Annotated in this window: 11 protein-coding genes, 5 tRNA genes and 2 rRNA genes (1 of these 18 cut by a window edge); all 18 read left to right on the plus strand. The window is 53.2% G+C overall.

Going from position 1 to position 14,051, the window contains the following annotated elements:
• Positions 1 to 1,286 (plus strand): 23S ribosomal RNA (locus KFE80_10665) (it extends 1,592 nt beyond the left edge of the window).
• Between the two features lie 170 nt (positions 1,287 to 1,456).
• Positions 1,457 to 1,572 (plus strand): 5S ribosomal RNA (gene rrf, locus KFE80_10670).
• A gap of 610 nt (positions 1,573 to 2,182) precedes the next feature.
• Positions 2,183 to 3,001 (plus strand): sulfite exporter TauE/SafE family protein, encoded by an 819-nt coding sequence (locus KFE80_10675; protein UTW46702.1) that lies wholly within the window; start codon positions 2,183 to 2,185, stop codon positions 2,999 to 3,001.
• On the plus strand, positions 2,991 to 3,974 hold the full coding sequence (gene birA / locus KFE80_10680) for a bifunctional biotin--[acetyl-CoA-carboxylase] ligase/biotin operon repressor BirA (GenBank protein ID UTW44843.1): 984 nt from the start codon (positions 2,991 to 2,993) through the stop codon (positions 3,972 to 3,974). The genes KFE80_10675 and birA overlap by 11 nt, the downstream gene beginning before the upstream one ends.
• Positions 3,974 to 4,678: a type III pantothenate kinase gene (locus tag KFE80_10685; GenBank protein ID UTW44844.1), complete on the plus strand. Its 705-nt coding sequence runs from the start codon at positions 3,974 to 3,976 to the stop codon at positions 4,676 to 4,678. The genes birA and KFE80_10685 overlap by 1 nt, the downstream gene beginning before the upstream one ends.
• Positions 4,679 to 4,688: 10 nt before the next feature.
• Positions 4,689 to 5,117 carry a hypothetical protein gene (locus KFE80_10690; protein UTW44845.1) on the plus strand — a complete coding sequence of 143 codons (429 nt, stop codon included), beginning with the start codon at positions 4,689 to 4,691 and terminating at the stop codon, positions 5,115 to 5,117.
• A 57-nt stretch (positions 5,118 to 5,174) separates the two neighbouring features.
• Positions 5,175 to 5,250, plus strand: a tRNA-Thr gene (locus KFE80_10695).
• Between the two features lie 145 nt (positions 5,251 to 5,395).
• Positions 5,396 to 5,479, plus strand: a tRNA-Tyr gene (locus KFE80_10700).
• A gap of 309 nt (positions 5,480 to 5,788) precedes the next feature.
• Positions 5,789 to 5,862, plus strand: a tRNA-Gly gene (locus KFE80_10705).
• 54 nt (positions 5,863 to 5,916) lie between these two features.
• Positions 5,917 to 5,992: transfer RNA gene (locus KFE80_10710), tRNA-Thr, on the plus strand.
• A gap of 136 nt (positions 5,993 to 6,128) precedes the next feature.
• Positions 6,129 to 6,204 (plus strand) — tRNA-Trp (locus KFE80_10715).
• A 63-nt stretch (positions 6,205 to 6,267) separates the two neighbouring features.
• Positions 6,268 to 6,651: a preprotein translocase subunit SecE gene (gene secE, locus KFE80_10720; GenBank protein UTW44846.1), complete on the plus strand. Its 384-nt coding sequence runs from the start codon at positions 6,268 to 6,270 to the stop codon at positions 6,649 to 6,651.
• A 24-nt stretch (positions 6,652 to 6,675) separates the two neighbouring features.
• Entirely contained in the window at positions 6,676 to 7,209 is a 534-nt protein-coding gene (gene nusG, locus KFE80_10725; GenBank protein UTW44847.1) for a transcription termination/antitermination protein NusG, read from the plus strand.
• Between the two features lie 128 nt (positions 7,210 to 7,337).
• Entirely contained in the window at positions 7,338 to 7,769 is a 432-nt protein-coding gene (rplK, locus tag KFE80_10730; GenBank protein UTW44848.1) for a 50S ribosomal protein L11, read from the plus strand.
• Positions 7,770 to 8,465 carry a 50S ribosomal protein L1 gene (gene rplA / locus KFE80_10735; GenBank protein UTW44849.1) on the plus strand — a complete coding sequence of 232 codons (696 nt, stop codon included), beginning with the start codon at positions 7,770 to 7,772 and terminating at the stop codon, positions 8,463 to 8,465.
• A gap of 281 nt (positions 8,466 to 8,746) precedes the next feature.
• Positions 8,747 to 9,274: a 50S ribosomal protein L10 gene (rplJ, locus tag KFE80_10740; protein UTW44850.1), complete on the plus strand. Its 528-nt coding sequence runs from the start codon at positions 8,747 to 8,749 to the stop codon at positions 9,272 to 9,274.
• 64 nt (positions 9,275 to 9,338) lie between these two features.
• Positions 9,339 to 9,719: a 50S ribosomal protein L7/L12 gene (gene rplL, locus KFE80_10745; GenBank protein ID UTW44851.1), complete on the plus strand. Its 381-nt coding sequence runs from the start codon at positions 9,339 to 9,341 to the stop codon at positions 9,717 to 9,719.
• 211 nt (positions 9,720 to 9,930) lie between these two features.
• Positions 9,931 to 14,010 (plus strand): DNA-directed RNA polymerase subunit beta, encoded by a 4,080-nt coding sequence (gene rpoB / locus KFE80_10750; GenBank protein ID UTW44852.1) that lies wholly within the window; start codon positions 9,931 to 9,933, stop codon positions 14,008 to 14,010.
• The last annotated feature ends 41 nt before the right edge of the window (positions 14,011 to 14,051 follow it).

Here is a 14,051-nt window from a genome sequence, read left to right on the forward strand (position 1 = left end):
GGTGGTCAGGTAGAGAATACTCAGGCGCTTGAGAGAACTCGGGTGAAGGAACTAGGCAAAATGGTACCGTAACTTCGGGAGAAGGTACGCCGGTTTTGGTGATGGGACTTGCTCCCTAAGCTGAGGCTGGCCGAAGTGACCAGGTGGCTGCAACTGTTTATCAAAAACACAGCACTGTGCAAACACGCAAGTGGACGTATACGGTGTGACGCCTGCCCGGTGCCGGAAGGTTAATTGATGGGGTTAGCACTTGTGCGAAGCTCTTGATCGAAGCCCCGGTAAACGGCGGCCGTAACTATAACGGTCCTAAGGTAGCGAAATTCCTTGTCGGGTAAGTTCCGACCTGCACGAATGGCGTAATGATGGCCACGCTGTCTCCACCCGAGACTCAGTGAAATTGAAATCGCTGTTAAGATGCAGTGTACCCGCGGCTAGACGGAAAGACCCCGTGAACCTTTACTACAGCTTTGCACTGAACTTTGAGCCTATTTGTGTAGGATAGGTGGGAGACTTTGAAGCGTGGACGCTAGTCTGCGTGGAGTCGCCCTTGAAATACCACCCTGGTATGTTTGAGGTTCTAACCCAGGTCCGTTATCCGGATCGGGGACAGTGTATGGTGGGTAGTTTGACTGGGGCGGTCTCCTCCCAAAGAGTAACGGAGGAGCACGAAGGTACCCTCGGCATGGTCGGAAATCATGCTATGAGCGCAAAGGTAGAAGGGTGCTTGACTGCGAGACAAACTCGTCGAGCAGGTACGAAAGTAGGTCTTAGTGATCCGGTGGTTCTGTATGGAAGGGCCATCGCTCAACGGATAAAAGGTACTCCGGGGATAACAGGCTGATACCGCCCAAGAGTTCACATCGACGGCGGTGTTTGGCACCTCGATGTCGGCTCATCACATCCTGGGGCTGAAGCCGGTCCCAAGGGTATGGCTGTTCGCCATTTAAAGTGGTACGCGAGCTGGGTTCAGAACGTCGTGAGACAGTTCGGTCCCTATCTGCCGTGGGCGTTGGAGATTTGAGGAAAGCTGCTCCTAGTACGAGAGGACCGGAGTGGACGAACCTCTGGTGTTCGGGTTGTTTCGCCAGAAGCATTGCCCGGTAGCTATGTTCGGACAGGATAACCGCTGAAAGCATCTAAGCGGGAAGCCTCTTCCAAGATGAGATCTCCCTGGGAACTTGATTCCCCTAAAGGGCCGTTAAAGACTATGACGTTGATAGGCGGGGTGTGGAAGCGTTGTGAGGCGTTGAGCTAACCCGTACTAATTGCCCGTGAGGCTTGACCATATAACTGAGGCTGCTGATTGCAGTGACGTTCGGACAAGCATGTAGAAAAGCAAAAGACACGCAAGAACGAAAGACACAGACAGTAAAAGCTTAAGAATCTGCCACCCTATTTGGACATGGCACAACGCAGTCATACAGACATAAGACGACAGCCAATCCAAGCCAGTTTTCCTGGCGACCATAGAGCATTGGAACCACCTGATCCCATCCCGAACTCAGTAGTGAAACGATGTATCGCCGATGGTAGTGTGGGGCTTCCCCATGTGAGAGTAGGTCATCGCCAGGATTTAATTTAAAACGCCTCAACCAGAAATGGTTGAGGCGTTTTACTTTGTGCCGGAAACACCACCGCGGGCTGGCGATGACCAACGGCAATGGCTCGGTGCATCCATGCACCTCGGGCTGCGCCCGTCAAAGACGCCCAAATCCGCTTCCTGCGGATTTGTCGCCAGGATTTAAATAAAAACCCCCAGTCGCACAGCGGCTGGGGGTTTTTATTTATATGCCCAACGACCTTCTACCCCGTTAAAGCAAGCCGAAGGCTTGCCATGTGACAAAATCGTCGGGAACGATTTTGGGCGCTGTAGCGAAGCGCAGGCGGGCGCAGCCCGAAGGCCAGGATGGCCTGAGTCATTGTAGGTCATCAGATCCGAACTTCCTTAGTGGTACTATGTCTGCCTGCGGCTGTGCAAAAAGGCCTCCTGCCTTTTTGTCCCCATGTGAGGCACTTCGTAGCTAGAAACTTAAAAAAGCACAGTCATTTTAATGCCTTGTTAATTTCCAACCGCTGATTCCATACCGTAAACTTCCTTCTTTTGTTGGGTTGGGGAAAGCGTCATTAACGCCATTGTTTTTTTATTCAGAATTGCGCCCTATCAGTGCTGTGAGGTTCAGTGATCGAAGGCTTACTGCTTTACGTCATTCTGGGCATTGTCGCTGGCCTGATAGGTGGTCTGTTTGGGCTCGGTGGCGGGGTGGTAATCGTTCCCTTGCTGATTATCTCTTTTACTGCCCAAGGTTTTGATGCTGAAATACTGACTCACTTGGCCATTGGCACATCGCTGGCGACGATTGTGGTTACTTCTATTAGTGCTACCTGGGTGCACCATCAAAAAAAAGCGGTGCTGTGGCCGGTGTTTGTTCAGTTGGCGCCGGGTATTGCTATAGGTGCTGTTCTGGGAGGTGTCATTGCGGCAATGCTTTCCGGCGTGCTGCTGCAGCTGGTGTTTGGGTTGCTGATGGTGGCAGTGGCGATTCAATTTGGCTTGGGGGTCAAGCCCCATGCACACCGTGAACTTCCTGGTGGCTGGGTAAATGGTGTGGCGGGTAGTGTTATCGGGGTTCTGTCTGCGCTGTTTGGCATTGGTGGTGGCTCTCTAACGACGCCTTATTTGTTGTGGTGCAATGTTTCCGTTCACCGCTCTATTGCCACCAGTGCCGCCTGTGGATTGCCAATTGGCTTGTTTTCCGCATTCAGCTTTATGGCTGCTGGCTGGAGTATTACATCTCTGCCGCAAGGGGCTGTTGGCTATATCTATTTGCCGGCTTTTATTGGCATCTCTTTGGCGGCTACGGTCAGTGCCCGCTGGGGTGCACAGCTGGCACATCGTTTGCCAGCACTGCTGTTGAAGCGGCTGTTTGCTTTGGTGATATTTGTATTCGGTGTGCGCTTTATCTGGCTTAATGGTTTGGCCTTGTGGGGTAATGGTGGTTGATTCAACAGATAATTTGATCGCGGTATTGGCAGATGGCCAGTTTCATTCTGGCGAGGAGCTGGGTACCCAGCTTGGTGTAAGCCGTACAGCGGTCTGGAAGCAAGTGCAAAAACTCGTAGAACTTGGATTGGATGTAGAAACAGTCAAAGGGCGCGGCTATTGCGTACCTGGCGGTATCGAGTTGTTTTGCAAGCACGGCATATTGTCAGCGTTGTCAAAGGGGGCCAAAGAGCAGTTAAGCCAATTGGATATTCTGAGTAGCACTGATTCCACCAACAGTGTTGCCCGGCTACGGGCGGAGCATAATGATGCTAGCGGCTATGTGGTGCTGGCGGAGCAGCAAACCGCCGGGCGCGGCCGGCGTGGGCGCCGATGGGTGAGCCCGTTTGCCCGTAACCTATACCTTTCTGCAGTTTGGGGGTTTGATGGCGGAGCGGCTGCCCTGGAAGGGCTAAGTTTGGCCGTTGGTGTCGCAGTGAAGCGCGCTTTGGCTACTTGTGGTGCTGTTGAGGCGGAGCTTAAGTGGCCCAATGATGTGCTTTATAAGGGACACAAAGTTGCGGGCATACTGTTAGAAATGATTGGTGATCCAGCGGGTTTTTGCCAAGTTGTCGTGGGAATAGGGGTGAATATTAATATGCCTGCGAATCAGGTATCAGGTATTGATCAGCCCTGGACTGACCTTAGCAAGGTATGTGGCAAGTCGATATCCCGCAATCAGGTGGCGGCTAGCCTACTGGATGAATTACTGCCGATGCTGGCGAGTTATCACCAGCAGGGTTTTGCCCGCTATCGTGATGAATGGCAAGGCAGCGACGCTTTTCGTGGCAAGCCGGTAGAGTTGATTACTGCTAATCGATCAGTAGTTGGCACAGCCAGCGGTGTTTCTGAGGCAGGTGCTATCGGCTTGAGGGTTGATGGAGAGTTACATTACTTTAATGGCGGTGAAATCAGCTTGAGGAGTGCCAGTTAATGGCGGTTATGGATATTGATATTGGCAATACCCGGGCGAAGTGGCGTTGTGGGGAGCAGCGAGGTGCACTGGTAAATGGTGGAGACTGGGAGGATTCTTTTTCTGGCTTGGTTGAGGGCCCTGAGCGCGTGCGTGTGGCCAATGTCGCCGGCAAAGATATCGAAAGTGGGCTAGCTCAGTGGGTGATGAACCGTTGGGGTCTTGAGTTAGAGTTGGCGGTAACCAATAGCCATGCGGCAGGTGTGCAATGTGGTTACCCGGATCCTGGCCAGCTAGGAGTCGATCGCTGGTTGGCAGTGTTAGCGGCTTCCCGTGAAAGTAGTGGTGACACTGTTATTGTCAGCGCCGGTAGTGCCATAACTGTGGATTTGTTGAATGAGCGCCGCCAGCATCTGGGGGGCTTTATCGTTCCAGGTTTGGAAATGCAGCGCAGGGCGCTTTTTTCAGGTACCAGCCAGGTCAAAGTTGAAAGTTTGTGGAAAAACGCAATTACAGATCCTGGCAGTAGTACAGCTCAGGCGGTTATCAATGGCTGCCTTAAAATGGCAATACAATTGATACAGTGCGCACGGCAAGAGTTGAATTCCAGTGCCCCTGTTTTCCTGGGAGGCGGTGATGCTCAATACTTGTTGCCCCACCTTAATGGTCAGGTTTTCCTCAAGGAGGAAATGGTATTGGATGGACTGTCGGTGTTGATGCCCTAAGGAATGCAGTATGCGTTGGCTATTTGCCATTTTGATGTTGATGAACGGTGTAGCGCTTTACTGGTTTTCATCGCAGCAACCAGCTTCTACTCCTCAGCCGGCTTCTCTTAATGAAGCATCTGGACTCATATTGTTATCAGAGCGGGAGCCCGGTGATCTCCAATTATCCGGTGAGTGTCTGGTTGTTGGGCCTGTTCGTGAGTTGGAATTAATCGAGTCGTTGTCCGGTGGTTTGAGTGACTTGGGTGTGGCTCACCAACGCTGGTCTTTAGCTCCATCTGGTTTGGCCGAAGAACAGGAGTACTGGCTTCAATTTGCCGCTTCCCTGCAGGCGAAAGTCGGGCGGCGCCTGTGGTTTGATATCCTCTCAAAAAGCCCAAGTACGGAAATTTTGCAAAAAAACTGTGCGGTGGTTGCTTCGCACGGCGACTTCCCATAGAATCCCGCCTCCGTTTATGCGCAGAGCCCAAAACTCAGGGCTGTTGAAACGGTTTTAGCTGGTGTAGCTCAGTTGGCAGAGCAGCTGACTTGTAATCAGCAGGTCGTAGGTTCGACTCCTATCACCAGCTCCATTTTTTATAGCGCTTTGAAGCACTTAGGTGTTGACAGGGTGTGGTTGGATAAAGAAAATGTCCGGCCGTTTTTGCTGGGCTTCCTTGGGTTTGAGTGACCAAAAGGGCTTGCTTGGCATTGAAGCAGTTTTTTTGAAGTAAGTTTGCTGGGGTTCCCGAGTGGCCAAAGGGATCAGACTGTAAATCTGACGCGAAAGCTTCGGTGGTTCGAATCCACCCCCCAGCACCATATTCGAAGGACAAATGCTGAAAAGCAGTGAACGGGATGTTCAGGGTCGGTAGGTCTGTTAGTGGATTTGAACCTGGTTCGACAAATTTGCAGGAGCAAATTTGAGCAGCGCACAGCGCTGACCCGCAGGGCGTAGAGCAGGATGCCCGGAGTAATCCACCCCAGGATGGGGTTTGGTAAAAGATTTTATGCTACGGCTCCCGAGTGGCCAAAGCGATCAGACTGGCTTTTTATGCGCCGCAGGCGCTCTGACGCGAAAGCTTCGGTGGTTTGGAGTAATCCAGCCCAGCACCATTTTAAGTAAGTTCGGCGGGTATAGTTCAGTGGTAGAACGTCAGCCTTCCAAGCTGAATATGCGGGTTCGATTCCCGCTACCCGCTCCAGTTTTCTCTGTATAGAGAGGCTGGAAGGAAGCAAGACTTTTTATACAGGTTAATGCTCTTGTAGCTCAGTTGGTAGAGCACACCCTTGGTAAGGGTGAGGTCGGCAGTTCAAATCTGCTCAAGAGCTCCAGATTTTCCCGCGAAGCAATAGGCTTCGCTGGGATTTTTTGGCACTTAAAAATTTGTCTGAGGTGGCAAATGCTGCCCAAGTAACTGATTTTTAAGGGTTGGGCTTGGCGTCGAGTGATGCCAGGTAATTGCTTTACAGGCCAGTAGTTCAATTGGTAGAGCGTCGGTCTCCAAAACCGAAAGTTGGGGGTTCGAGTCCCTCCTGGCCTGCCATAGTTTGTTGCAACACAGAGTTGCAAGGTAAGCGACCATAGACAGCGGAGTGCGAAAGCGTTGATGAGCGCAGCGAGCGAAGAAAAGCAGTATCAATTGGACGGACTGAAGTGGCTATTGGTGGTTGTCCTTTTGGTGGCGGCTATCGGTGGCAACTATTACTTTGCCAATTTGGCTGAAAGTGACCCCGGCCTGCTTTATCGAGTGCTGGGTGTGCTGGTTCTGTTTGGCCTCGCCGGTGTTGTGGCGGCGCAGACTGCTAAAGGGGCTGGCTTTGTCGCCCTTTTCCGTGGTGCCCGCACTGAGCTACGCAAAGTGGTATGGCCTACTGCCCAAGAGCGCAACCAGACGACGTTAATGGTGTTGGCGGTTGTGATTGTTATGGCGCTGCTGCTGTGGGGCTTGGATGCACTGTTTGGTGCATTGGCCAAGCTGGTGATTGGCTAAGGTTCATCTAGATAGGAATTGAATATGGCCAAGCGTTGGTATGTGGTACACGCCTATTCCGGCTACGAAAAGAAAGTGGCAGGTTCGCTGAAAGAGCGCATTGAGCTGCATGGCATGGAAGAGCAGTTTGGCGAAGTGCTGGTGCCCACCGAAGAAGTGGTGGAAATGCGCGGCGGTCAAAAGCGTAAGAGCGAACGCAAGTTTTTCCCCGGTTACGTGCTGGTGCAAATGGAGCTCAGTGACGATACTTGGCACTTGGTAAAAGAAACCCCTCGAGTGATGGGTTTTATTGGCGGCAAGGCGGATCGCCCTGCGCCGATTACTGAACGTGAAGCGGAAGCCATTCTGCAACGTATGCACGATTCGGAAGAAAAGCCAAAGCCCAAGACCATGTTCGAACCGGGCGAAGTGGTGCGCGTTATCGATGGCCCTTTCAACGACTTCAATGGTGTTGTTGAAGAGGTCAATTACGAGAAGAGCCGCTTGCATGTGGCGGTATCTATCTTTGGTCGCACCACGCCGGTTGAGCTGGAATTTACTCAGGTCGAAAAAACCTGAGCCTGAAAAACTGAATTTTAAATGCTTCGCCGAATGGGTCGGTGGAGCGGGGAGCCTGAGACGGCTCTGTTTTGCGTTTTGGCGCAGGGCGGGGTTTGAGGCGCTAATCACCCATCTGGAGTGAAACCATGGCTAAAAAAGTCGAAGCTTATATCAAGCTGCAAGTAAAGGCCGGTCAGGCCAACCCAAGTCCCCCTGTTGGTCCTGCGTTGGGTCAGCACGGTGTAAATATCATGGAATTCTGTAAGGCGTTCAACGCTCAGACTCAAGGCATCGAGCCCGGTCTGCCAGTTCCTGTTGTGATTACTGTATACAGTGATCGCAGCTTCACTTTCATTATGAAGTCGCCGCCTGCCGCTGTACTGCTGCGCAAGGCTGCTGGCATCAAGAAAGGCAGCGGTCGCCCCAACAGCGACAAAGTGGGCAAGGTGACCCGCGCTCAGCTGGAAGAAATTGTAAAAACCAAAGAAGCCGATCTGACAGCTGCCGATATGGACGCTGCAGTTCGTACCATTGCTGGTTCTGCCCGCAGTGCTGGTATCGAAGTGGAGGGTGTGTAAATGGCCAAGTTGTCTAAGCGCCAGCGCGCTATCCGTGAAAAAGTAGAGATTGGCAAGCAGTACCCAATGGCCGACGCTGTTTCCCTGCTGAAAGAGCTGTCTACCGTGAAGTTTGCCGAAACCGTTGATGTGGCGGTGAACCTGGGTATTGACCCCCGTAAATCCGACCAGGCTGTTCGCGGCGCAACTACCCTGCCTAACGGTACCGGTAAAGACGTTCGCGTTGCTGTATTCACCCAGGGTGAAGCGGCTGAAGCGGCCAAAGCGGCCGGTGCCGACATCGTTGGTATGGAAGATCTGGCTGAGCAAGTGAAAGGCGGCAACCTGGACTTTGACGTGGTGATTGCTGACCCCGCTGCTATGCGTGTTGTCGGTGCCCTGGGTCAAATTCTCGGCCCTCGCGGCCTGATGCCTAACCCAAAAACTGGCACCGTAACCCCCGATGTAGCCACTGCGGTTAAAAACGCCAAGGCCGGTCAGGTTCGTTATCGCGCCGACAAAGCCGGTATTGTTCACGGCGGCATTGGCCGAGTGAGCTTTGAAGAAGCGGCTCTGAAAGAAAACCTGGAAGCGCTGATCGCTGACCTGAAAAAGGCCAAGCCCGCTTCTGCCAAAGGTGTGTATTTAAAGAAAGTGACCCTGTCCACCACCATGGGCCCAGGTATCACTATCGACCAGTCTTCTCTGGAAATCTAAATTTTTTAGGAAAGAGAAGCGTAAAGAACTTTGGGGCTTGCCTTTTGTTGTTGCCCTTCCAGGGTAAAAGGCGGGCCGTCAAAGACCGTAGGTGAGGCGCAGATCAGCAGTAGCTTCTTTATGAGAAGTTTGAACCGCAACTCTTAATTTCCTACGCAGACGTGTGACCCAAATCAGCATTCTTGTAACGTAAGTTGCAGTTTAAGAACGCTGGATTTGATCACCGAAAACGGGGTTGGGAATGTTCCCAATCTTTAACTTCAAATCCAGGAGAGAAATAAGTGGCTATTGGACTCGAAGACAAAAAAGCGATCGTCGCTGATGTTAACGAGACTGCAGCTAACGCGCTGTCACTGGTAATTGCCGACGCACGCGGTGTGTCTGTCGGCGCTATGGACGCCTTGCGTAAGCAAGCTCGCGAGAATGGTATCAACCTCCGTGTTGTACGTAACACTCTGGCGAAGCGCGCTATCGAAGGTACTGAGTTTGAATGTATCTCTGAATCACTGAAAGGCCCCAGCCTGTTTGGATTTTCCATGGAAGATCCAGGCGCTGCCGCTCGACTTTTCAAAGACTTCGCTAAAGAAGAAGAAAAGTTTGAGGTTAAGGCCCTGTCTGTAGGTGGCAAAGTGCTGGACGCCGGTCAAATCGACGTTCTGGCGAAAATGCCAACTCTGGAGCAGGCCCTCGGCATGCTGGCCAACGTTATGTTGGCGCCGGTTACCAAAGTGGTTCGTACCTTCAACGAAGTACCCAGCAAGGTTACTCGTGTTGTTGCAGCTGTTCGCGACCAAAAAGAAGCCGCCTGATTTATTTATTAAGTCGGCAGCTTTTTGTTAACAAACTTTTTTATATTTTTTAGGAGAATGAGTAATGGCTCTTTCTAAAGACGATATCCTGAACGCAATCGCCGAAATGTCCGTAATGGACGTTGTTGAGCTGGTTGAAGCCATGGAAGAAAAATTTGGCGTTTCTGCCCAAGCCGCTGTTGCAGTTGCTGCTGCTCCTGCCGCTGGTGAAGGTGGTGAAGCCGCTGCTGAGAAGACTGAGTTCGACGTAGTTCTGTCTTCCGCTGGCGACAAGAAAGTAAACGTGATCAAAGCCGTTCGCGCTATTACCGGTCTGGGCCTGAAAGAAGCCAAGGCTATGGTTGACGGTGCACCTTCTGCGGTTAAAGAAGGCGTTTCCAAAGACGACGCTGAAGAAGCCAAGAAGCAGCTGGAAGAAGCTGGCGCAGTTGTCGAGCTCAAGTAAGTTCGACTCTGTGTACGCGGCCTAACTTGTTTTAGGCGCGAGGCTGGTGGGCATTTTGCCCACCGGCCTTTTCCCGCTTCAGGCAGGGCACTTTTTGTCCACCTCTGAAGCGGCGATATTCAAGACGTTATGGCAGTGATGCGGTAACGAATGGGCTCGGCCACTGAGGCCGGACTCTACACAAGCACAGTAGTACGTACGGGGAATGCAGATGCCTTACTCATATACTGAGAAAAAACGTATTCGCAAGGATTTCGGCAAGCTGCCGCAGGTAATGGAATTGCCATACCTGTTGGCCATTCAGCTGGACTCCTTCCGCCACTTCACACAATTAGGCCTGCCCGTCGAAGAACGGCAGAAAACCGGTCTGCACGCCGCTTTGAATTCCGTATTCCCCATTGTCAGCTACTCTGGCAATGCCGCACTGGAATACGTTGACTACCAGCTGGGCAAGCCCGTCTTCGACGTGGAAGAATGTAAACTGCGTGGCGTTACCTACGCTGCCCCGCTGCGGGTGAAAGTGCGCCTGGTGATCTACGACAAAGAGTCGTCCAACAAAGCCATCAAAGACATCAAAGAGCAGGAAGTCTACATGGGCGAAGTGCCCCTGATGACCGACACCGGCACCTTTGTGGTCAACGGCACCGAGCGGGTAATTGTTTCCCAGTTGCACCGTTCCCCCGGCGTGTTCTTCGACCACGACAAGGGCAAGACGCACTCCTCCGGTAAATTGCTGTACTCCGCGCGTATCATCCCTTACCGCGGTTCCTGGCTGGACTTTGAGTTCGACCCCAAAGATCTGGTGTACGTACGTATCGATCGCCGTCGCAAACTGCCGGCGACCATTCTGCTGCGCGCCCTAGAATACAGCTCCGAAGAAATTCTCGACCTGTTCTTCGACACCACCAACTTCAGTGTGGATCTGAAGAAAGAAGTCTTCAAAATGGAGCTGGTGCCTTCTCGCCTCCGTGGTGAGATTGCCGCTTTCGACATTAAAGCCGGTAAAAAAGTACTGGTTGAGCAGGGTCGTCGTGTTACCGCGCGCCATATTCGCGAGTTGGAAAAAGCCGGTACCACCGAGCTGGAAGTGCCCAACGATTACCTGTTGGGTCGTGCCCTGGCGAAAGACATTATCAACAAAGAAACCGGTGAAGTGCTGCTGGAATGCAACACCGAAATTACCGCCGAAGTACTGACCCAGCTGGCGGAAGCGGAAGTAACCGCCATCGAAACCCTGTACACCAACGACCTGGATTGCGGCTCCTTTGTGTCTGATACCCTGCGTATCGACCCGTCTCGCACCCAGCTGGAAGCGTTGGTAGAAATTTATCGCATGATGCGTCCGGGCGAGCCCCCCACCAAAGAGTCTGCAGAAGGTCTGTTCCAGAACCTGTTCTTCAGTGCCGATCGCTACGATCTGTCTGCAGTTGGCCGCATGAAGTTCAACCGTCGCCTCGGTCGTGAAGACGAAACCGGCGGCGGTGTACTGGATCGCGAAGACATTGTTGCTGCACTGAAAACACTCATCGATATCCGCAATGGTAAAGGCACAGTCGACGACATCGACCACCTGGGTAACCGCCGTATTCGCTCTGTGGGTGAAATGGCCGAAAACCAGTTCCGTATCGGTCTGGTTCGCGTTGAGCGCGCCGTGAAAGAACGCCTGTCCATGGCGGAATCTGAAGGCCTGATGCCTCAGGACATGGTCAACGCCAAGCCCGTTGCTGCGGCCATGAAAGAGTTCTTTGGTTCCAGCCAGCTGTCCCAGTTTATGGACCAGAACAACCCGCTGTCTGAGGTAACTCACAAGCGTCGTATCTCCGCGTTGGGCCCAGGTGGTCTGACCCGTGAGCGCGCTGGCTTTGAAGTGCGTGACGTACACCCAACTCACTACGGTCGTGTATGTCCTATTGAGACGCCGGAAGGTCCAAACATTGGTTTGATCAACTCTCTGGCCACCTACGCTTGCACCAACAGCTACGGCTTCCTGGAGAGTCCGTACCGCAAAGTGGTCAACGGCAAGGTCACCAAAGACATCGAATACCTGTCCGCCATCAACGAAGGCGAGACCGTGATTGCCCAGGCCTCTGCTGAAGTGGACAGCAAAGGCAAGCTGGTGGAGGAACTGGTTTCCGTACGTCACCAGGGCGAATTTACCGTTAAGCCGCCGGTGGACGTTCAGTATCAGGATGTATCTCCGCAGCAAGTTGTGTCTGTGGCGGCGTCGCTGATTCCGTTCCTGGAGCACGATGACGCCAACCGCGCCCTGATGGGGTCGAACATGCAACGTCAGGCGGTGCCGACTCTGCGTGCCGACAAGCCTGTAGTGGGCACCGGTATGGAGCGTTTTGTGGCCCGCGATTCCGGCGTATGTAAGGTGGCCAAGCGCGGCGGTGTGATCGAAAGCGTTGACGCTGGTCGTATTGTGGTTCGCGTTAGCGATAAGGAAGTAGACGCCGGTGACGCTGGTGTGGATATCTACAACCTCACCAAATACACCCGCTCCAACCAGAACACCTGCATCAACCAGCGCCCCATTGTGCGCACCGGTGACAAAGTTGAGCGTGGCGACATTCTGGCCGACGGCCCGTCCGTTGACTTGGGCGAACTGGCCCTGGGCCAGAACATGCGCATCGCGTTTATGCCCTGGAACGGCTACAACTTTGAGGATTCCATTTTGGTATCCGAGCGCGTGGTAAAAGAAGATCGCTTTACTACCATCCACATTCAGGAACTCACCTGTGTGGCTCGCGACACCAAGCTGGGTTCTGAAGAGATTACCGCGGATATCCCCAATGTAGGCGAATCTGCTCTGTCTCGTCTGGACGAGTCCGGCATCGTGTACATCGGTGCTGAGGTAAATGCTGGCGACATTCTGGTGGGCAAGGTAACGCCAAAAGGCGAAACCCAGCTGACTCCGGAAGAGAAGCTGCTGCGCGCCATCTTCGGTGAAAAAGCCTCCGACGTAAAAGACACTTCCCTGCGTGTGCCTTCCAGCACCAAGGGCACAGTGATCGACGTACAGGTATTCACCCGTGATGGCATCGAACGTGACGCCCGCTCTCTGGCCATCCAGAAAGCCGAGCTGGATCAGTTCCGCAAAGACTTGAACGACGAATACCGCATTATGGAAAACGCCACTTTCGAACGCCTGCGCTCTGCGCTGGTGGGCAGCAAAGTGGTGAAAGCACCCGGCCTGAAGAAGGGCGACGAGCTCACCGATGCGGTAGCCGCCGATTACGACAAAGACGCCTGGTTCAGCGTGCGTATGGCCGATGAGGCTCACAACGAGCAGCTGGAACGTGCCGAAGAAGGTTTGAAGGAGCGTCGCGCCATTTTGGACGACCGCTTTGAAGACAAGAAAGGCAAGCTGGAAACCGGCGATGACCTGGCGCCTGGCGTACTGAAAATCGTCAAGGTGTACCTGGCGGTTAAACGTCGCATCCAGCCCGGTGACAAGATGGCCGGTCGCCACGGTAACAAAGGTGTTATCTCGGTAATTATGCCGGAAGAGGATATGCCTCACGACGCCAATGGCGAGCCGGTAGACATCGTTCTCAACCCGCTGGGTGTACCGTCTCGTATGAACGTGGGTCAGGTACTGGAAACCCACATGGGTCTGGCTGCCAAGGGTCTGGGTCGCAAGATCGACAACATGATTAAAGAGCAGAAGAAAGCCGCTGAACTGCGCGAGTTCCTGCAAGAGATTTACTCTTCTGGCGCCAGCGCTGCCCCGGCGGATCTGAAGAAGCTTAACAACGGCGAAATCATGGAGCTGGCCAACAACCTGCGCGGCGGTGTGCCTATGGCCACCCAAGCGTTTGACGGCGCCAAAGAAAGCGAAGTGAAAGAGCTGTTGAAGCTGGCTGACCTGCCGGAATCCGGTCAGATGACCCTGTTCGACGGCCGTACTGGTGACGCCTTCGAGCGCCCGGTAACCGTTGGCTACATGTACATGCTCAAGCTGAACCACCTGGTGGACGACAAGATGCACGCCCGTTCCACCGGTTCTTACAGCTTGGTTACCCAGCAGCCGCTGGGTGGTAAGGCGCAGTTTGGTGGCCAGCGCTTCGGTGAGATGGAGGTGTGGGCACTGGAAGCATACGGTGCCGCTTACACCCTGCAAGAGATGCTGACTGTGAAGTCCGATGACGTGAATGGTCGTACCAAGATGTACAAAAACATCGTGGACGGTGACCACCGCATGGAGCCGGGCATGCCGGAATCCTTTAACGTACTGGTTAAAGAAATCCGCAGCTTGGGCATCAACATCGAGCTGGAGAGCGAATAAGCCCAGGCTTGTTCACGCTTAAGAATATAGCCCCCGCTACT

Source organism: bacterium SCSIO 12696 (assembly GCA_024397955.1).
Taxonomy (GTDB): domain Bacteria; phylum Pseudomonadota; class Gammaproteobacteria; order Pseudomonadales; family Porticoccaceae; genus SCSIO-12696.